General features: G+C 44.8%; 18 protein-coding genes. 7 read left to right on the plus strand and 11 right to left on the minus strand.

Features of this window, described 5'->3' with window-relative positions; translation table 11 throughout:
- The first annotated feature begins 18 nt into the window (after positions 1-18).
- Both serA and JHL22_RS02810 read left to right on the plus strand, forming a co-directional pair.
- A complete protein-coding gene (gene serA / locus JHL22_RS02805) occupies positions 19-1,248 on the plus strand; it encodes a phosphoglycerate dehydrogenase (protein ID WP_200233551.1) in 1,230 nt (409 codons plus the stop codon).
- A gap of 138 nt (positions 1,249-1,386) precedes the next feature.
- The gene (locus JHL22_RS02810) at positions 1,387-2,286 is read left to right on the plus strand and encodes an ATP-binding cassette domain-containing protein (RefSeq protein ID WP_200233553.1); all 900 of its coding nucleotides are present in this window, start codon (positions 1,387-1,389) and stop codon (positions 2,284-2,286) included.
- A gap of 1 nt (position 2,287) precedes the next feature.
- Here the strand turns inward: JHL22_RS02810 and JHL22_RS02815 are convergent, their stop codons facing one another.
- Positions 2,288-3,415 (minus strand): PQQ-dependent sugar dehydrogenase, encoded by a 1,128-nt coding sequence (locus tag JHL22_RS02815; RefSeq protein ID WP_200233555.1) that lies wholly within the window; start codon positions 3,413-3,415, stop codon positions 2,288-2,290.
- Between the two features lie 107 nt (positions 3,416-3,522).
- Between JHL22_RS02815 and JHL22_RS02820 the strand changes: the two genes are divergently transcribed.
- Positions 3,523-4,095 carry a hypothetical protein gene (locus tag JHL22_RS02820; RefSeq protein WP_200233556.1) on the plus strand — a complete coding sequence of 191 codons (573 nt, stop codon included), beginning with the start codon at positions 3,523-3,525 and terminating at the stop codon, positions 4,093-4,095.
- A gap of 288 nt (positions 4,096-4,383) precedes the next feature.
- Entirely contained in the window at positions 4,384-5,340 is a 957-nt protein-coding gene (locus JHL22_RS02825; protein WP_200233558.1) for a LysR family transcriptional regulator, read from the plus strand.
- Positions 5,341-5,411: 71 nt separating this feature from the next.
- Here the strand turns inward: JHL22_RS02825 and JHL22_RS02830 are convergent, their stop codons facing one another.
- The 9 genes from JHL22_RS02830 to JHL22_RS02870 form a co-directional block, all read right to left on the minus strand.
- Positions 5,412-6,392, minus strand: a complete 981-nt coding sequence (locus JHL22_RS02830; RefSeq protein ID WP_200233559.1) for a flavin reductase family protein — start codon at positions 6,390-6,392, stop codon at positions 5,412-5,414.
- Between the two features lie 31 nt (positions 6,393-6,423).
- Positions 6,424-6,816: a RidA family protein gene (locus tag JHL22_RS02835; protein WP_200233560.1), complete on the minus strand. Its 393-nt coding sequence runs from the start codon at positions 6,814-6,816 to the stop codon at positions 6,424-6,426.
- Between the two features lie 34 nt (positions 6,817-6,850).
- Positions 6,851-7,693 (minus strand): class III extradiol dioxygenase family protein, encoded by an 843-nt coding sequence (locus JHL22_RS02840; RefSeq protein WP_200233562.1) that lies wholly within the window; start codon positions 7,691-7,693, stop codon positions 6,851-6,853.
- Positions 7,681-8,076 carry a hypothetical protein gene (locus JHL22_RS02845; RefSeq protein ID WP_200233563.1) on the minus strand — a complete coding sequence of 132 codons (396 nt, stop codon included), beginning with the start codon at positions 8,074-8,076 and terminating at the stop codon, positions 7,681-7,683. The genes JHL22_RS02840 and JHL22_RS02845 overlap by 13 nt, the downstream gene beginning before the upstream one ends.
- Positions 8,077-8,079: 3 nt before the next feature.
- Positions 8,080-8,838: an HpcH/HpaI aldolase family protein gene (locus JHL22_RS02850; RefSeq protein WP_200233564.1), complete on the minus strand. Its 759-nt coding sequence runs from the start codon at positions 8,836-8,838 to the stop codon at positions 8,080-8,082.
- 38 nt (positions 8,839-8,876) lie between these two features.
- On the minus strand, positions 8,877-9,734 hold the full coding sequence (locus JHL22_RS02855) for a cupin domain-containing protein (protein ID WP_200233566.1): 858 nt from the start codon (positions 9,732-9,734) through the stop codon (positions 8,877-8,879).
- A 37-nt stretch (positions 9,735-9,771) separates the two neighbouring features.
- Positions 9,772-10,746, minus strand: coding sequence for a Bug family tripartite tricarboxylate transporter substrate binding protein (locus JHL22_RS02860; protein ID WP_200233568.1), 975 nt, complete (start codon positions 10,744-10,746; stop codon positions 9,772-9,774).
- Positions 10,747-10,788: 42 nt separating this feature from the next.
- Positions 10,789-12,015 carry an acyl-CoA dehydrogenase family protein gene (locus JHL22_RS02865; protein WP_200233570.1) on the minus strand — a complete coding sequence of 409 codons (1,227 nt, stop codon included), beginning with the start codon at positions 12,013-12,015 and terminating at the stop codon, positions 10,789-10,791.
- A gap of 268 nt (positions 12,016-12,283) precedes the next feature.
- The gene (locus JHL22_RS02870; protein WP_200233572.1) at positions 12,284-13,069 is read right to left on the minus strand and encodes an enoyl-CoA hydratase; all 786 of its coding nucleotides are present in this window, start codon (positions 13,067-13,069) and stop codon (positions 12,284-12,286) included.
- Between the two features lie 177 nt (positions 13,070-13,246).
- On the opposite strand from JHL22_RS02870, the gene gabD reads away from it, so the two are divergent.
- On the plus strand, positions 13,247-14,701 hold the full coding sequence (gabD, locus tag JHL22_RS02875; RefSeq protein ID WP_200233574.1) for an NADP-dependent succinate-semialdehyde dehydrogenase: 1,455 nt from the start codon (positions 13,247-13,249) through the stop codon (positions 14,699-14,701).
- A 210-nt stretch (positions 14,702-14,911) separates the two neighbouring features.
- A complete protein-coding gene (locus tag JHL22_RS02880) occupies positions 14,912-16,078 on the plus strand; it encodes an ion channel (protein WP_200233577.1) in 1,167 nt (388 codons plus the stop codon).
- 26 nt (positions 16,079-16,104) lie between these two features.
- On the opposite strand, the gene JHL22_RS02885 is transcribed toward JHL22_RS02880, so the two are convergent.
- Positions 16,105-16,524, minus strand: coding sequence for an Lrp/AsnC family transcriptional regulator (locus JHL22_RS02885; protein WP_200233700.1), 420 nt, complete (start codon positions 16,522-16,524; stop codon positions 16,105-16,107).
- Between the two features lie 143 nt (positions 16,525-16,667).
- Between JHL22_RS02885 and ocd the strand changes: the two genes are divergently transcribed.
- Positions 16,668-17,762 (plus strand): ornithine cyclodeaminase, encoded by a 1,095-nt coding sequence (gene ocd, locus JHL22_RS02890; protein WP_234041071.1) that lies wholly within the window; start codon positions 16,668-16,670, stop codon positions 17,760-17,762.
- Positions 17,763-17,767: the final 5 nt, after the last annotated feature.

Consider the following 17,767-nt stretch of genomic DNA (forward strand, 5'->3'; position numbering starts at 1 on the left):
TTTCTTATGGAAAGTGGTATGGAAAAGTTCTCATTAGACAAAAGCAAAATCAAATTCCTTTTACTGGAAGGTGTTCACCAGAACGCGATTGATGTTTTGCATGCTTCCGGTTATACGCAAATTGATTACCAGAAAAAAGCACTGGATAGCGATCAACTGAAAGAAGCGATTGCCGATGCGCATTTTGTGGGTATCCGTTCGCGTACACAATTGACCGAAGAGGTATTTGCTGCGGCCAAGAAACTGATTGCAGTTGGATGCTTTTGTATAGGCACCAACCAGGTTGATTTGTCTGCTGCCAAAAAACGGGGTATTCCCGTGTTTAATGCGCCTTTTTCCAATACCCGTTCTGTGGCTGAACTGGTGCTGGCTGAAATGATACTGCTGATGCGTCGGATTCCGGCCGCCAATGCCGAAGTTCATCGTGGTGAGTGGAAAAAATCTGCCGTTGGCAGCCATGAAGTACGGAGCAAGAAACTGGGCATTATTGGTTACGGCCATATTGGTTCGCAGCTAAGCGTGCTGGCTGAAGCGCTGGGTATGGAAATTTATTATTACGATATTGAAGCCAAGTTACCGTTGGGTAATGCCAAACCTGTCAAGACCCTGACTGAGCTGCTTAATATCAGTGATATTGTAACGTTGCACGTGCCTGAAAATGCCTCAACTAAAAACCTGATGAGTGCCGAAAGGATCGCCCAGATGAAAAAGGGTGCTCATTTGATTAATGCATCACGGGGCACGGTGGTGGATATTGATGCCCTGGCTACCGCCTTGGAAGAAGAACGCCTGGCCGGCGCTGCTATTGACGTTTTTCCGGTAGAGCCCAAGTCTAACAATGAAGAGTTCGTTTCACCATTGCGTAAATTCGATAATGTGATTCTGACGCCTCATATCGGCGGTTCAACCAGCGAAGCACAGGAAAACATCGGGATTGAAGTGGCCAGCAAGCTGGTTAAATATTCAGATAACGGCTCTTCCCTTTCTGCGGTTAACTTCCCTGAAGTGTCTTTGCCAGAAAACAAAAATGCCCGCCGCTTCCTGCATATTCACGCCAACCGCCCAGGGGTACTGACAGCGATCAACAAACTGTTCATGAAAGATGGTGTGAATATTGTTGGCCAATACCTGCAGACCGACCCTGAAATTGGTTATGTTGTACTGGATGTGGAAAATGTGGATGCCGACAAGGCCATTGCCAAGCTCAAGGAAATTGAAGGAACCATTAAGACAAGGGTTCTGTATTAATAATTTTTCTTCATAAAGAAAGCGAAACTGCCTGTTTTACAGGCAGTTTTCAATTGAAGCCAAGAAGATTTGCTTTCTTTAATCCTGGTTTTATATGATAATAAGAACCATTCTTATTTAAATGCATTTGCCGGAATTATGGAAAAACTTGTGCACTCGTTACGTACCTCCCTGAATACCCTGCGTATCTTGCCTGTTGTCTGCTCGGCAGCATTAAAGGCGGGGTGTTGCAAGGCATGCGGGTTTTGTGTCAGGAAAAATGAAGAACCGGTTGTGGCAGATCATGTGGGCATGCTGCCTGCCAACAATGACATTACCTTTGAACAGGTCGCCTTCCGTTATGAAGGCAGTACACATGCCGCTGTATACGACATTAACCTGTCACTGCCACAAAACACCATTACCAGCCTGGTTGGGCCTGTCGGTTGCGGTAAAGCGACGTTGCTGCGTCTTTTAATGGGATATACAAAAAACTTTGCCGGTACCATCCGGATTGGCGGCATGGATATTTGTGATTTGCCTGCCAGTGCGCTGGAAGCATTGCTTTGCATGGTGCACGGCAATGTGTTTTTATTTAATGACAGCATACTGAACAATATTCGTTCGGCCCGCCCGGAAGCGTCAGATAGCGAGGTTCAGCAGGCAGCGGCTGCCGCACAATGTGACCGCTTTATTAAGGGTTTCAGAAACGGTTACAAGACATCTATGTGCCTTGCCGTACCCTCCCTGTCTAAAGACGAATTGTATTGTATTGGCATTGCCCGTGCTTTTTTAAAGAATTCACCGATTGTCATTTTGTACGAGTTACCGGCAGATGCTCACCCTGCCGTTTATGACGCTCTGAATGAATTAAGCCAACACCGCAACGTGATCTTGTTAAGCGATGATCGCGATATTGACTTGCCGGTTTATCAGCGGGTGCATATGGAAAACGGCCATATCCTGAAAAAGGAATATATGCAGTTAACGGGGGTATCTGAGGTGGATAGGAGATCATTCAGGCAGCCCGTTACGGGGGAAAAGTTTTATTCCTTGTAGGTCAAGGGGAAATTTTTAGCAATTTTCCCTGGCTGGCGTCGGTTAATACATAGACATAACCATCCGGGCCAACACGTACATCGCGAATGCGTTCATTGCGCGCCTGCAGCAGGTTTTCTTCACCGGTGATTTTATTGCCGCTTACGTTTAAACGGATCAGCCGCTCCCCAGCTAGTGCACCAATAAAAAGCGAATTTTTCCATTTGGGAAATGTATTGTTGTCATAAAAGGCCATGCCACTGATGGCCGGGGATACTTTCCAGTAATACACGGGTTGTTCCATTCCCTTGGCATGGGTGCCAGCGGCTTCAGGAATAGGGGTGCCCGAATAATTGATACCATGGGTAATGACTGGCCAGCCGTAGTTTTTGCCTGCTTCGGGAATGTTCACTTCATCACCACCACGTGGGCCGTGTTCATGCGTCCATAATTGACGAGTCCAGGGATTAAGGGCGGCGCCTTGCTGGTTGCGATGACCGTATGACCAGATTTCAGGCCGTACGCCGGGCACATTGACGAATGGATTATCTTTGGGAATGCGGCCATCGGGAAACAGGCGCACGATTTTGCCCTGTAGTTTGTCCAGATCCTGGGCGGTAGGGCGCTGGTTATTTTCTCCAAGCGCAATGAACAGATAGCCATTGTCGTTAAACACCAGTCTTGAACCAAAATGGATTCCGCTGGAAAGCTTGGGTTCCTGACGGAAAATCACCTGGAAGTTGTCCAGTTTTTTCATGTCTTCGGAAAGCCGGCCATATCCCACACTGGTACCCGCCTTGCCAGTATTGCCCCCTTCGGCAAATGAAAGATAAACATGGCGGGAGGTGGCAAAGTCGGGAGCCAGGGCGATATCCAGCAGGCCACCCTGACCCCGGTTAAATACCTTGGGTACACCGGTAATGGGTGCTGAAAGCCCTGATTGTTCCGTCCATACACGCAATTGACCGGGCCGTTCGGTAATGAGGATACCCTGATTGGCAGGTAGAAAAGCCATTGCCCAAGGGTAGGCCAGCCCGTTTTCAAGCACCTGTACTGAGGTGGCATAAGCAAATCGGGCAATACCCGGATTGGCCCATAGCGTGAGGGCAAATATAATGAGGGCACCCGTTTTGTGAAAGAACTGCAGCATTGTTTTCTCCTGGGGGCAGATCAATATGGAAAGGGATAACCGTAGGTATTATTTGATTATTATGCTACAGTTAAATTGAAATGTTTTGTTTCATTTTTAAAGGGGAAATGATGAAAAAATCAATGATCGCCATTTGTGCGGCAGGTGTTCTGGCAAGCGTTGGCAGTATGGCACATGCCGATGAAGTGGAAGATGCCATCAAAGAGGCGCTGGAATCCTATCAGGCCCAGGATTACGTGATGGCCAAGCAGTCATTAAGCATGGCTACCCAATTAATCAATCAGCTTAATGCCAAAGCGCTGGGCCAACTTCTACCAGAAGCTTTAGCAGGCTGGAAAGCAGGGGAAGTTTCTGATGACGGCCAGGGTGGCATGATGTTTGGCGGCGGTATGGCGGTATCCCGTGATTACTCCAAAGATAACACGAAAGTTAAAATATCAATTGTGGGTGATTCCCCCATGCTGTCGCAAATGATGGGTATTTTCCAAAACCCCATGATTGCCGGCTCCATGGGCAAAATGACCCGTATTGGCAAGCAAATGGCTATGGAAGGCAAAGACGGCCAGTTGACCATGGTGGTTGCCAACCGTTTCATGGTGACGATTGACGGTTCTGCCAGCATGGACGACAAGAAAGAATACGCCAAGGCGATTGATCTGGAGAAATTGCAGGGGTTGTAAGGTTTTTTGAGATTGAGTAGACTTACGCTGAACTTGTAATGGAAGCTTAAAGTAGGTGATATTTAGTTTTAAAAATAGCGGATGAGTTATATTGATCATCCGCTATTTCTTTGTGTATGAGCGTCCAGTGTTTAAAAGTATCGTGTTATTTGCAGTAATCGTTTTTTGACGATTAGTTTGCTTACATATTCTATTTGTAAAAATCAGTGGAAATTGTGGATGTTTTGCTTATTACTATAGAATCATTCAATAAAAATTATTATTAAATAAAAACTAAAAGAGGAAGGAATGTTTTTTGAAGATATCAGTGCGTTTGTTGCAGTAGTACGTGCAGGCAGTTTTAGTAAGGCTGCCATTGACTTGTGCATAGCACAATCAGCATTAAGCAGACGAGTTAAACGTCTAGAGTCAAGAATGGGAACGTTATTACTTGAGCGAAGCGCACGTGGTGTTATCTTGACGGAAGCCGGAAAAATGTTTTTGTCCAGGGTCGAGGTAATTGTTGATGAAATATCAGACATGGAGAAAAATCTTTCTTCTTTTGTTAAAGAGCCCGCGGGGAAGGTACGCATTGCTTTTCCGCCAAGAAGTAGCAGTTTGTTGGCGCCCAGAGTTTATAAAAGAAAACTAGAGTCTTTGCCATTGGTGCACTTGGAGTTTCTTGAAGGTTCACCTTCTCAGGTTCATGGCTGGCTCAGTCGCGGGGAAGTGGATATTGCGTTGGTATATAACAGTGAAATAGGGCCTGATTACGATATCATGCCAGTAATGACAGAACGTTTACATCTTTTCTGTGATAAGAAAATTCTGAAAGATAAGTTTAATGGGGATATACCTGCTGAATTGTTGATTAAGGATTTACCTAAAATACCGTTGATTCTGCCTTCAAAACCGCATATTTTAAGAGTGATGATAGACAGATTATGCGTTTTGAATAATATTCGTCCGAATATTGTGTTTGAAACTGATGGTTCATTTGTTACCAGAGGGATGGTAGAGCAAGGAGTCGGCGGTACCATTTTTAGTCTGAGTACTTCATGGAGTTATTCTGTTGAAACCGGTCAGGTAGAAGCGATTCCTTTCAAATCGCCTTTAGTATGCTGGAATTTGTACTTGGTGAAGTCCAGAAAATCGCCTAACTTGTTAGCAATTAATAAGGTGTATACCATTCTTCAGAAAGAAATAGATTATTTGCTGGAGAAAGGGGCGTGGTCTCACGCGTCAAAATGGAGTATGAATGCTTGATTGAAGTAGACTTTATAGTCAAGAAAATGTACTTCCGTGCTAGGATTTGAATCTGACACGGAATAATTTTTTTAAGCATTTTTTGTATGGCTTATCAGGCTATCAATGACACGTAATGCAGTCTCCAAATCATTTTTGTCTATATTGTTGGTTAGGTTGGTTTCAAAATTTTTCACTTTTTGATGAATAAACCGTGCATGCTCCAGGCCTTCATTGGTAAGGCTGATTTTACTTGAGCCAAGTTGACCTTCTATATGATTGCGTCCTTTCATTTCCTGTAAAGCGTCTTTAATTTCTTGCTGGCTCAGATAAATGCACGCTTGAAGTTTTTGCTCTGACATTGCCTGTAATTTCAGCCAGCCATAGATCCTGAATTCGGCAACGCTGATGCCCAGTTGCTGTCTTTGTGTGTTAAAACGAGAAGAAATAAGGTGGCTGACATAATGCAGACGACGCAGTAAAGAAACTGGCGTGGATTGTGAAGCAGAGTCTTGTTGATTATTGGAGGCCGTTGATTTATTCATTAAGGCAGTCCAATCATTTGCGACACCGTATCTTCCTTGATAAAACAGCAGCGGGGTACCATCATAACGGGCGTAATGTCTGACTCGGCCAATGAGAATAAGATGATCACCGCCATCGACTATATTTTCAAGACTGCATTCCAGAGTACAAATAACGTTATCAAGTAAAGGAGCTCCTAGTTTTCCTTTATGCCAGGCAACATGATTGAATTTTTCTTCACCACCTTTGGAAAACAGATTTGAAAGCTCAACTTGAGTGTCCGCAAGGATGTTGACAGCATAATGTTTAGCTTTTTGAAAGATGTCCAGGCTGGATGATTCTTTGCGAATGGACCAAAGAACTAAGGGCGGCTCAAGAGAAAGTGCTGCAAATGAATTAACAGACATTCCCGCTAACTCCTGGCCATTGCATGCAGTCATGACAGTGACGCCTGTGGCGAATTGGGATAAGCACCGTCTGAATGCACGCAAGTCATTTTCAGGATCACCACTTTCGATAGCCTGTGGGGTATTGAGTTTAATATCCATAATTGATAACCGGGAGTAGGGGGACAAGTATTTAATTTGACTTGTCTAAAATTGCTAGAAAATCACATTGCATGTATTGTGTAGCAGGCAAGGTGTGAGAGACAATGACATGACGTGCGGGGCGTGTCAGCTCATCAGGGAAAATATCAACCCAATACTGGTTAATCAGGGCACGATCAACATCAGGTTTGATGAGAAAAGTCATTTTTACTACATCATCCCAAGTGGCGTTTACTTTTTCCAGAATTTTACGTGCGTTGGCAAACATGAATTGGCATTGTTGCTCTGCCAATTCGGGTATTTTTCCTATTGAGGTATCGGTGCCAAAGATGGCGCCAGTAATTAAATGGTTGCGGTGCAGGCAAGCTGCCGGTATAGGGTTGTTGCCATGTGAAAATCCATCAATATAAATACTTTGTCGCATTGATTAGTTCTCCAATTCAAGAAATAAAAGTTATTTAGTTTTCGGCTTCCAGAGCCAGCAGGCCGTAACCGGTTAACATTGGTGCCCAATAAAATCGTTGGACTTCTTTAAGGGATCTGGTAGTTTCAGATAGTGCACCACGCATGGTGAGCCAGAGCATCATTTCGACCGACTCCATCCCACCGCGATAAATAAAATCCTCATGACTGGCCTGTGCCAGAACTTCGGGTTCATGGGTGATTAAATCCATAAAGCGGTTGTCCCATTCAGGATTGACAAAACCGAAGTTGTCGCCATGGATTTGGTGTGACAGACCTCCTGTCGCAGTTACAACAATCCGTTCATTGCTAGACGTGTTTTTGATAAAGCGACCAATGCTTTTTCCTAGTGCCCAGCAACGGTGTGGGGTGGGAAGGGGTTCACGCAACACATTGACATGTATGGGAATGATCCGTATTGGCCAGGTCGAGGGCATGAGCAAAGGAAGGACTGACATGACGCCATGATCAAGTTGCATTTCCTGGCAAATGGTCATATCAAATTCATCGGCTAACAGCGATTTGGCAAGATCCCAGCCCAATGTTGTTGCACCCGGTATCTTTGCAAAATCGCGTGCGCCCATGCCTTCGTCAGCGATATTCATGTATTGGGAGATTCCCATGGCAAAAGTAGGGTAGGCATCAAACTGGAACTGGTTCAAGTGATCGTTATAGATTACGATCATGGTCGTGACGGCCTGCGCTTTTAGCCAGTCATGAACAGGCTGGTATGCGTCGAAAAAAGGTTTCCATTCAGCCCTGTCCTGATGTTTTGCATCAAAGGCAAATGAAATGGAAGGGGCGTGTGAAGACCCGATCGCACCAATTAAATGTCCCATGAATATCCTTTGTTTGCTGCTTTGCGTTTTGTTATAAATTCTTCCACGCTCATGCCAAGTGCTTTAGCACCTCTTTCCATTAAAGAGATTTTGAAAGCACCATTGGCTTTGCCGAGGGCGACTGTAGAAGCCCCATATTGCATCATTTGTGTAAAGGCACGATTGCGTACCATTTCTTTTTCCTGATCATTCAAGTCAAAACGATCCATGCAGAGGTTCTCATCATTGATAAAAAGCAATCGTTGTTCGGGAGAACGCATGCTGGTTAAAAATTTGTTTAACCGATAACCCCTTTCAGCCCTTTCCACGGTTAAGGGGCATAAGCCCTTGAGATCAACCTTGGGGCCGAGTTTTTTTTGACGTGTTTGATATGGATTATCCATAACCTAGCCTTTGAGTTGTTTAAGCAAGTTTGCCGAGGATTTGGCAAAGAGGCTCAGGTCATTGCTGATCATGACAAAGTTGAATCCCTTCTCTTTGGCTTGAAGTGCTGCATTTGCATCACCAACAGCAGTACCGCAAGGAATATTCAAACGTTTGGCAATGCTGATCAGGTTTGTTATTAAGATGCTGTTATCAGGATGTGAGGCTGGTTTGCCAGTTGAAAGTGCCAGATCACCCGGGCCAACAAAAATACCATTAACGCCTTGTACTTTCAGGATATCTTCAGCTTGGGCAAGTGCTTCCGGGTCTTCTAGTTGAGGGATACGTAAAATGGCATGATCGCCTTCTTCGACGTATTGTGGTGTGGGCTTTAATCCCCAATGACCGGCTCGTGAGGTAATACCCAGTCCGCGGCTCCCTGTTGGGCTGAAAATCATACCGTCCATTACATCGTTTGTTTCCTGTACTGAGCGGACACGGGGTATCAAGACACCGTCAACGCCACAATCCAGGATTCTTTGGGCATAAGCACCGGTACTGTCTGGTAAGCGCACCAGTACTTTCATACCCAGTCCTTGGGCGATGACGGTATTACGATAGGCGGCTTGGAAAGTTAATGGGGCATGCTCCATATCTATCGCAATAAAGTCAAAGCCTGCCAAAGCTAGGCATTCAAGGGTTTCCGGAGAGTCCAGTTTGACCCAGGTTCCAAATTGGCAGACATCTGCTGTCTTCAGGGTTTCAATAAAACGGTTTGTCATCTCGCATCCTGTTTTTTAAGTATTAAAAATTCAATAATTTATTGTTGAATGTCTGCAGGCAGGGGGTATTCATTGTGATTACAGACTAAGCCGAGTTTTAATGAAAAGTCCTGGCGGGGAGGTGCAAAAATATCTACCAGCTGCATGCCTTTTTCACCAACCGCTTGTGAGGTATGAATGACATTGGGAGGGATGACGCACATGGAAGGTGCTGAGGCAACAATGTGTTCATCTTCATGCCAAGTTGATAGATCTGGTGTCCATGGGTAACGTAAATGATGAATATAGGCACCCTGTATAGCTAACGACCCTTGTTCGTAGTCTGGATGGGAGTGTGGTGACAGTTTTTGTATATCTCGGGGGGCTGTACTTGGCAGGAAAATATTGACCATTAAATTACGCGTACGGAAAAGTCGCATAGTGGTATCAGTACGGATATAGTCGTTCAGTTGATAGTGTCGTAGCTTGTATCCATCAATTGGAGCGGGCCAGTTTGTTAGTTCGGCTACATCGGCAACATTGGCCCAGTCCTGGTGATTGGGGGCAAGCTCAAGTAAATCTTTGGCATGCTTACTAAAAATACGATAGACCCAGCCATCATTGAGCATACGGATTTGGCTGTCTCCTGGAGGAGCGATAAATAGAGAATCTCCATCATTGCTTATTTCTTGGTCATTGGCATTGACAATAGCCGCTGAATTTTTTGGCAGCACAATGAAATATTCATCGCTTTGTTGTGAGGCACTTCTGCTTATAACCGCATTTTTTTTTGCCTGGCTGGCCACTACTACAAAATTGGCAGCACGGCATACCCAGTTTTGTGTGCCGTTTGAGTCAATCCATGTATGGGGATCACGATAAAAATGTCCAGTGAAAGCCTGACGTGTTGTATTCATTTCATTTCCAGTTAATAATTTAAGTTAAAAATTATTTTTAATCTAATGACAAACCAATTTTTGTGACCAAATCTTTAGATTTGGCAATGTCTTCCTTGATTTTTTCTGCCATTTCCTCAGGCGTACTGCTTCTGAGATATGCGCCGCTTGTAGTGGCGATCCAGTCAACCAGCTCTTTATTTGCCAGTGTGGTTGTTAAAGCTGCATTCAGCTTATTGACAATTGCATCGGGCGTGCCTGCGGGGACAGAGATGCCGTGCCAGTATTCATAAGCAAAATCAGGTAGTCCAGATTCAGAAATGGTGGGAATATCTGGCAAGATTTGATTACGCTCTTTACCGGAGGCCGCAAGTACTTTGATTTTCCCGTCCTTGCTTTGTGCTGATGCAAGACGAGCGCCGGAAAACATAGTTTGTAGTTGGCCACCAACCAGGTCTTGCATAGCTGGGCCCTCTCCCTGATAGGGGATATGGACAATATTTATGTTGTCACTGGCTAACTTTAAGGCTTCCATCATTAGGTGATGGGGGGTTCCATTGCCTGCCGTGCCATAACTCATTGTTTGAGGGTTTAATTTTGCATATTCAATAAATTCTTTAATGTTATTGGCAGGCAGGTTTTTATTAACTGAAAGTACGAGTGATCCGGTCAGGACGGTGCTAACCGGCCTAAGACTTTTGACGGGGTCATAAGACAAGTTTTTGTAAAGTGCTGTATTAGTGGCGTAAGTGGCGTTATCACCCCACAAAAGGGTGTAACCGTTGGCGTTTGAGTTGGTAACGGCAGTGGCGCCAATAGAAGTACCTGCACCCGGTCTGTTTTCAATAATAACGGGCTGCTTGACGACTTCACTAAGTGCACGGCCTACTTGTCGTGCCATGATATCGGTACCGCCACCGGCCGCATACGGTACCACTATTTTTAGGGGTTGATTGGGAAAGTTATCTGTTCCACTTGCTTGAACAGCAGAAACGGTTAATAGGGATAGAGTGGTTAACAGGAATTTATTCATTAGATCTCCGTATATTTATTTTGTCGTAATTATTTTATGTACTCAGGCAAAATAGTTTTGTGCCATTTTTTCATCACCCAGTAAGGTACCGGCCCAAGCATTGGCATGATGTTGATAGTTGTTTAGTTGATGACTTTGAATGGCAATAATGTCGTTATATAAGCGACCAAAATCATATTGCTTATAAATGGCATGACCGCCACTTAATCTGAAAAGTTCAGAAGCCAGTTGCGTGCAACGAGGGGGGATCTGTGAACTTTGGAAGCGAAACTGACGTCGCTCGTCCATGCTGACGGTGGTGCCTCCCAGTACCTCAGTAATTACGCGTGCATAGTTTTTGTATACTTGTGATTTCATTTCTTCCGCATGAGAAAGAGCTTGGGAAACGGCTAAAACAGCGGCTTGGTTTGCGCTAATGCCAACGCCATGGCGGCTGACTTTTTTGTAGTTGAAATCAATAAAGGTTTGAACCAGCCCTTTTAAAGCACCCAGTGCACTGGGGGCTTGTGTTGCTCTGGAAAAAATTTGGAAAAAAGGGATTTTATAAAGAAAACCGTCATTTAGTTTTAAGCCAGGGGCGTCATTGTTTAAGACAGATTCCCAGCGTAGGGCTCGATGTTCGGGGATGAAAGCATCTTTGACGAGGATATCGTTACTGCCTGTGGCACGTAGTCCATGTACATCCCAATTGGGCATAACTTCATAATCACTACGTGGCAGTAAGAAGCAATATTGTGCCATTCCAGATTGTTTGGTCTTGCCTGTGTTTTCTTCACCTTCAATATTGCCTCCCAGAAATGTCCAGTCGCAATGGTCACTGCCACTGGAAAAACTCCATTTTCCACTGAGCAGGTAACCACCTTCAACGCGTTTGGCAGTGCCTGGTGCGTAGGGGGAGCTGATCAGAGTTTTGGTATTGTTTCCCCAGACTTCTTCTTGGGCTTTGGGATCAAAAAATGCCAGATGATAGTGGTGAATGCCAATGACGCCTAAGACCCAGGCGACCGATGGATCAGCTTCGGCCAGGATGGAAGCTACTTCAAATGATTCTATTGGTGTTGTTTCGGCACCGCCCCATCGTTTTGGCTGAAGCATTTGAAAAAAACCGGCGTTTTGAAGATCGGTAATGGTTTCATCAAATATTTTTGGACAATTCCATTGTGCTGTTGAACGTTCTTTGAGTGTCGGTACCAATGTACGTGCTTTTTGCACATATTCGGAACTACTGAAGTCTCCTCTCAGGAAGTCATTGATTTGATCGGTTGGCATAATCTCAAGATCCTATGTATGTTTTGTATTAATTTTTTATGAGTGTTTTCTTGGATTAAATTAAAACACTTAGAGGTAAGCTTGAGATAGATCAATTTTGAGATTGGAGATATCACATATCTAGATACCTTAACTATGATGAAGTCAATACAGGATTTTGTTATTCATGATCTGTATTAACGATTGTTGAAAAATAGGGTGTGGTATATATGTTTGCGGCATTATCCGACTGTTACAAGCCTGTGTGCAGTCGGATAAATGATGTACGTCAGCTTTTCCAAACAGCTGGTCTTTTTTCCAGAAAAGCATCAATGCCTTCCCGGGCATCTTCTTCCATCATATTGCGTGCCATGGTGTCACCTGCAAAATCATATGCATCAGCCAGCGTCATTTGCTTTTGTTTGTAGAACATTTGTTTGCCGTAGCGGATGGCAGTGGGGCTTTTGGCCAGAATATCATCTACCAAACGGTTAACCCTGGCATTCAGCTCTGTTTCAGCGACGACATCGTTAACCAATCCCCAGTCTGTGGCGGTTTGGGCATCAATGAACCTGGCAGTGACCAGCATTTCAAAAGCCCGTTTGGAAGATATATTCCGGCTTAAGGCTACAGCAGGTGTTGAGCAGAAAAGGCCAACGTTAATACCTGATACCGCAAATTTGGCCGAACTGGTGCAGATAGCCAGATCACAGGCGGCGACCAGCTGACATCCTGCTGCCGTGGCAATACCATGAACTTTGGCAATGACCGGAACCGGCAGGGCCTGAAGCCCCTGCATGACCTTGCCGCATTTGGCAAACAGGTAACGGTAATAACTCAGGGTTGGCTGGCTGCGCATTTCCTTTAAGTCGTGACCGGCACAAAAGGCTTTGCCGGCCGATTCTATCACTACGCACCGCAGGGAGTCATCCCGTTGCAGAATATCAAGCTGCTCAAGCAGGGCTTGCAGCATGTCTTCGGAAAGTGCGTTGAACTGACTGGGGCGGTTAAGGCGCAGGGTCACGACGCCATTCATTGTGGCGGTTTCAAGAATAGAGGTGGCAGGGGTGTTCATATTGTCTCCTGTGGTTTTTGATTAATTATTAAGTATCATGGTAGCATCCTGAAAAATGTCTGCATGTATTATTAATCATGGTTTGTGTCAGGCGTTGGAGAAAAATTAAAAATCCTGGTTCAGGGCCAGTTGAGATTGGCATTGACTGTCAGAAAAATAGAGTAAATGGAGAAAATAATGTTGATGTTAAAAAATTCAAGTTTGTTTCGGCAGCAATGTTACATAAACGGTATCTGGAGTGACGCTGATGGGGGTGAAACCATTCAGGTTATTAATCCCGCAACGCAAGAAGTGTTGGGGTTGGTTCCCAAAATGGGCAGCGCTGAAGCACGACAGGCCATTGAGGGGGCGGATGCCGCCTGGAAAGCGTGGCGTAATAAATCAGCCAAGGAAAGATCAAATATTCTTAGAAGATGGTTTGAACTCATTATAGAAAACTCAGACGATCTGGCACGTATCATGACGGCAGAGCAGGGTAAACCGTTAAGCGAATCAAAAGGTGAAATCGCTTACGGCGCGTCTTATCTGGAGTGGTATGCCGAAGAAGGAAAGCGGGTTTATGGCGATACTATTCCAGCGCCTTCTCGCGATAAACGTATTGTGGTAACCAAAGAACCGATAGGCGTTTGTGCTGCTATTACGCCCTGGAATTTCCCTTCGTCCATGATTACCCGTAAAGTGGGGGCCGCATTGGCAGCCGGATGCCCGATTGTGGTTAAACCCGCTTCCCAGACACCTTACTCGGCCTTGGCGCTGGCGGTGTTGTCTGAAGAGGCGGGTGTGCCTACCGGGGTGTTTTCAGTCATAACCGGCTCTGCATCGGCCATTGGTGGTGAAATGACATCCAATGATTTGGTACGAAAGGTTTCTTTCACCGGTTCTACTGAAGTGGGCCGGTTATTAATGCAGCAAAGTGCCGGCACCATCAAGAAAGTGTCGATGGAGTTGGGCGGAAATGCACCTTTTATTGTTTTTGAAGATGCAGATCTGGATGCCGCGGTAGAAGGTGCCATGGCCAGCAAATACAGGAACACGGGCCAAACATGCGTTTGTACCAATCGTTTTTATGTTCATGATAGGGTATACGATGAATTTTGCCAGAAATTGGTGAATGCCGTCGGTAAGCTTAAAGTAGGCAATGGCTTTGACGATGGGGTTACTCAAGGGCCCTTAATTGATCAGGCGGCCGTCAACAAGGTGGAGGAACATGTGGCTGATGCGCTTACAAAAGGCGGACGGATATTGGCTGGCGGCAAACCGCATGCATTGGGATTGTCTTTTTTCGAACCAACGGTGATTGCGGATGCAACGGCAGAAATGAAAGTGGCTTATGAGGAAACGTTTGGGCCGTTAGCACCCGTTTTCAGATTTCATTCAGACGAAGAAGTCATTGATCAGGCCAACGATACCGAATTTGGTCTGGCGGCTTATTTTTACAGTCGTGATATTGGTCGTGTATGGCGTGTCTCCGAGGCGTTGGAATATGGAATGGTGGGCATTAACACAGGCATCATTTCCAATGAGGCAGCCCCTTTTGGTGGCGTAAAACAGTCGGGCCTTGGCCGTGAGGGCTCTCATTACGGGCTTGATGACTATCTTGTCGTGAAATATTTATGCATGGGTGGTATTTAAAGGGATAAGGGCCATACAAAAAATTGTGACAAGGGGTGACGTTTATTATGCGTGAGCCTACCGAAAGAATAAATACTGTCTGGTAGAGGATGGTTGGTACAATACCGCACATGGTATCCACCTTGATTGAAAAAGTGAGCGCTTTTTTGCGTAATAATGAATAAATCAAGGATGGCAATTACTGGTTATTGAATACCTTTTTGGACTGTTATGAATGCAATAAAACATATTGGCTCGTTGATTCAACTAATATTGAATTTACGGGTTTTCCTGTCATTGCTGGGTATTATTAACGGGCTATGGCTGACTTTACCGGTTTTATATAAGTATTTTGGTAACTTTGTCAAAGATACTGAAGAGTTTGTGCATTGGATGCAAACATTGGGTTTTTTCCATTTACTTGAATTGCCCAGGTTTGCCTTGGGTACTTGCCTGGTTTTATTTGGTTTTTTCATGTTTGCAGGCGCACGCCTGGCCTGTTTTTTTAGTATTCTTGCCCTGGTTTTATTAGTTTCCCTTGATATAACATTGGGTAGTGCCTATTTTTTTCATGGCGTTTATTCTTTTGTTTTATTGGTTTTATTAATACGTAACTGGAAACATTTTCCGAATCAAAATATAAGTAATACGGCAGGGTTAGCTTTATTCAGCATTGTTTTACTTATTATATATTCAGTATTGGGTTCATTATATTTGGGCCCGCATTTCAATCCAAAAATTACGGATGCTTTCCAGGCATTTTATTTTTCTATCATCAGCATGACAACATTGGGTTATGGGGATATTGTGCCAGTAAGCACAGAAGCACGTATTTTTGCGATTAGTGTTGTTGTTTTAGGTATTACTATTTTTACCACTTCAATTGTGTATTTGGCAGGCATTGCAGCCAGTGATACCCGTAAAATTGTACATAAAAGGCTGTTAAAGATGAAAAATCATTATGTTATTGCAGGTTCTTCCCAATTGGCGGTTTTTGTTTATAACGGCTTGAAAAAACGGGGTCTGCAGACTGTCATTGTATGTGATGAAAAAAACCGGGATTTATTTCCTTCAGATGCAATTGTTGTGTCAGGTGAGGTTGCCGAGATCGCGACCCTGGATAAGGCTTCTGTGAAAGATGCGTATTGTGTGATGGCATTGGAAAAGAGCGATGTGGAAAATACCTATATTTTATTGGCGGTGAAAGAAATTGCGGGTGATAAAGTTAAAACAATTACCATGATTAATGAAGAACGTAATCGCCGGAAATTGCAACTTTTGCACGTTGATTATATATTTTCATTGCCTGAAATGGGTAGTGAGGTTTTAATGAAGTATTTAAGTGGTGAGACCATTGATAATAATACGATTGCTGATTTGGTCATAAACCATAGTTAACATTAACTAAAGCCAAAGTACTGCGATTATTTATAACTTTTTAAATGAATGCTGGTTTCTGAATTGCTAATATGTTTAATTAGCCTGATCCGTTCCAGGGACTGCGCCAGTTCATCCAGGGTTTGCGCCTGCAGTTCGGCCAGCAAGTCCCAGCGGCCATTGGTGTCATGCAGGGCAACCACGCAGGGTTCACCCAGCAAGCTGGCCACTGCCTGCCGGGTGGCGTTGCCTTCAATGGCAATACTCATCCAGGCGGTAATGGGCCGGTTCTGGCTGGTGGGGCGCAGCTGCACCGAATAACCGGTAATCACGCCTTCATCTTCCAGTTTCAGCATGCGGTTGCGTACCGTGCCGCGCGATACCTGCAGTTTCTGGGCCAGATCAGCCACGGTATAACGGGCATTCTGGCGTAAAAGGGCAATAAGTGTCTGGTCAATTGTATCCATCATTGTCATTCCGGTAATGTGTTCTATCATTATGATAGAAAACTGCCAAAAAGTATGCAAAATGTGGGCTGTAAATTGATGGCGTCATGCGTCAAACTATGGCTAATAGTTTGAATGATAAGTATAAATACAGGAGACCCCGCATGAATGCCTTATTACAGAATCAGTTAATGACTGAATTGATCCGTCCACAGGATATTGCGGCCATTGTTCAGAAAAAAGGCATGAAAACCTGTCTTGACGGGGTAGCCAATTATATTTTGAAGGATTATTTGCGCTGGGAGGAATTTGATAAATCCAAACGGGTCGCCAAATATGTGGAAAATGGGGTCATGGAGCTGATGCCAATTGCCGATAAAAAACATTATGCATTTAAATATGTGAATTGCCATCCGCATAATCCGGCCAAGGGCTTGTCTACCGTGATTGCATTCGGTGCCCTGGTTGATGTGGCCACAGGCATGCCAAGGGCAATTTCAGAATTGACCCTGACAACGGCTTTCCGGACAGCGGCAACATCTGCCTTGGCGGCCAAATACCTGGCCCGTAAAAATAGCCGTACCATGGCCTTAATTGGCAATGGCTCTCAGGCTGAATTCCAGGCACTGGCATTTCATTACCTGCTGGGTATTGAAGAAATCCATTTGTATGATAAAGACCCCAAGGCTTCTGAAAAACTGGCGGGCAACCTGGCCCATACCGACATAAAGTTTGTGATGAGCAGTGATGTGGCCAGTACGGTTAAAGGTATGGATATTATTACCACGGTAACGGCTGAATACGCCAAAGCGCATATTATTACCCCAGATATGATAGAGCCGGGCATGCATATTAATGCCGTGGGGGGTGACTCACCCGGCAAGACGGAATTGCATCCCGATATTCTGTCAATGGGTCCGGTTTTTGTTGAGTTTGAAGAGCAGACCCGGATTGAAGGGGAGTTGCAGAATGTGGCGACGGATTTTCCGGTGGTGCACTTATGGGAAGTGTTTGGCCAAACAAAACTGGGCCGCAGTGATAATAATCAGGTAACGCTGTTTGATTCGGTCGGGTTTGCACTGGAAGATTATTCTGCCATGCGGTTCATGCGTGATGTGGCAAAAGAATTGGGTTTGATGCAGTCCATTTCATTGGTGCCCGATCTGGCCGACCCGAAAGACCTGTTTTCTTATCTGGGTGTAGGGCCTGCCATTCCGGTTTTGACGGATACGGTCAAAGATGCCAGCATGACAGGCTGATTGTT

This window comes from Advenella mandrilli (genome assembly GCF_016595155.1).
GTDB classification, from domain to species: domain Bacteria; phylum Pseudomonadota; class Gammaproteobacteria; order Burkholderiales; family Burkholderiaceae_B; genus Advenella; species Advenella mandrilli.

Bases quoted from the DNA above. Each gene is read 5' to 3' on its own strand.
- serA (WP_200233551.1), top strand. From the start codon at position 19: ATGGAAAAGTTCTCATTAGACAAAAGCAAAATCAAATTCCTTTTACTG.
- JHL22_RS02810 (WP_200233553.1), top strand. From the start codon at position 1,387: ATGGAAAAACTTGTGCACTCGTTACGTACCTCCCTGAATACCCTGCGT.
- JHL22_RS02815 (WP_200233555.1), bottom strand. From the start codon at position 3,415: ATGCTGCAGTTCTTTCACAAAACGGGTGCCCTCATTATATTTGCCCTC.
- JHL22_RS02820 (WP_200233556.1), top strand. From the start codon at position 3,523: ATGATGAAAAAATCAATGATCGCCATTTGTGCGGCAGGTGTTCTGGCA.
- JHL22_RS02825 (WP_200233558.1), top strand. From the start codon at position 4,384: ATGTTTTTTGAAGATATCAGTGCGTTTGTTGCAGTAGTACGTGCAGGC.
- JHL22_RS02830 (WP_200233559.1), bottom strand. From the start codon at position 6,392: ATGGATATTAAACTCAATACCCCACAGGCTATCGAAAGTGGTGATCCT.
- JHL22_RS02835 (WP_200233560.1), bottom strand. From the start codon at position 6,816: ATGCGACAAAGTATTTATATTGATGGATTTTCACATGGCAACAACCCT.
- JHL22_RS02840 (WP_200233562.1), bottom strand. From the start codon at position 7,693: ATGGGACATTTAATTGGTGCGATCGGGTCTTCACACGCCCCTTCCATT.
- JHL22_RS02845 (WP_200233563.1), bottom strand. From the start codon at position 8,076: ATGGATAATCCATATCAAACACGTCAAAAAAAACTCGGCCCCAAGGTT.
- JHL22_RS02850 (WP_200233564.1), bottom strand. From the start codon at position 8,838: ATGACAAACCGTTTTATTGAAACCCTGAAGACAGCAGATGTCTGCCAA.
- JHL22_RS02855 (WP_200233566.1), bottom strand. From the start codon at position 9,734: ATGAATACAACACGTCAGGCTTTCACTGGACATTTTTATCGTGATCCC.
- JHL22_RS02860 (WP_200233568.1), bottom strand. From the start codon at position 10,746: ATGAATAAATTCCTGTTAACCACTCTATCCCTATTAACCGTTTCTGCT.
- JHL22_RS02865 (WP_200233570.1), bottom strand. From the start codon at position 12,015: ATGCCAACCGATCAAATCAATGACTTCCTGAGAGGAGACTTCAGTAGT.
- JHL22_RS02870 (WP_200233572.1), bottom strand. From the start codon at position 13,069: ATGAACACCCCTGCCACCTCTATTCTTGAAACCGCCACAATGAATGGC.
- gabD (WP_200233574.1), top strand. From the start codon at position 13,247: ATGTTGATGTTAAAAAATTCAAGTTTGTTTCGGCAGCAATGTTACATA.
- JHL22_RS02880 (WP_200233577.1), top strand. From the start codon at position 14,912: ATGAATGCAATAAAACATATTGGCTCGTTGATTCAACTAATATTGAAT.
- JHL22_RS02885 (WP_200233700.1), bottom strand. From the start codon at position 16,524: ATGGATACAATTGACCAGACACTTATTGCCCTTTTACGCCAGAATGCC.
- ocd (WP_234041071.1), top strand. From the start codon at position 16,668: ATGAATGCCTTATTACAGAATCAGTTAATGACTGAATTGATCCGTCCA.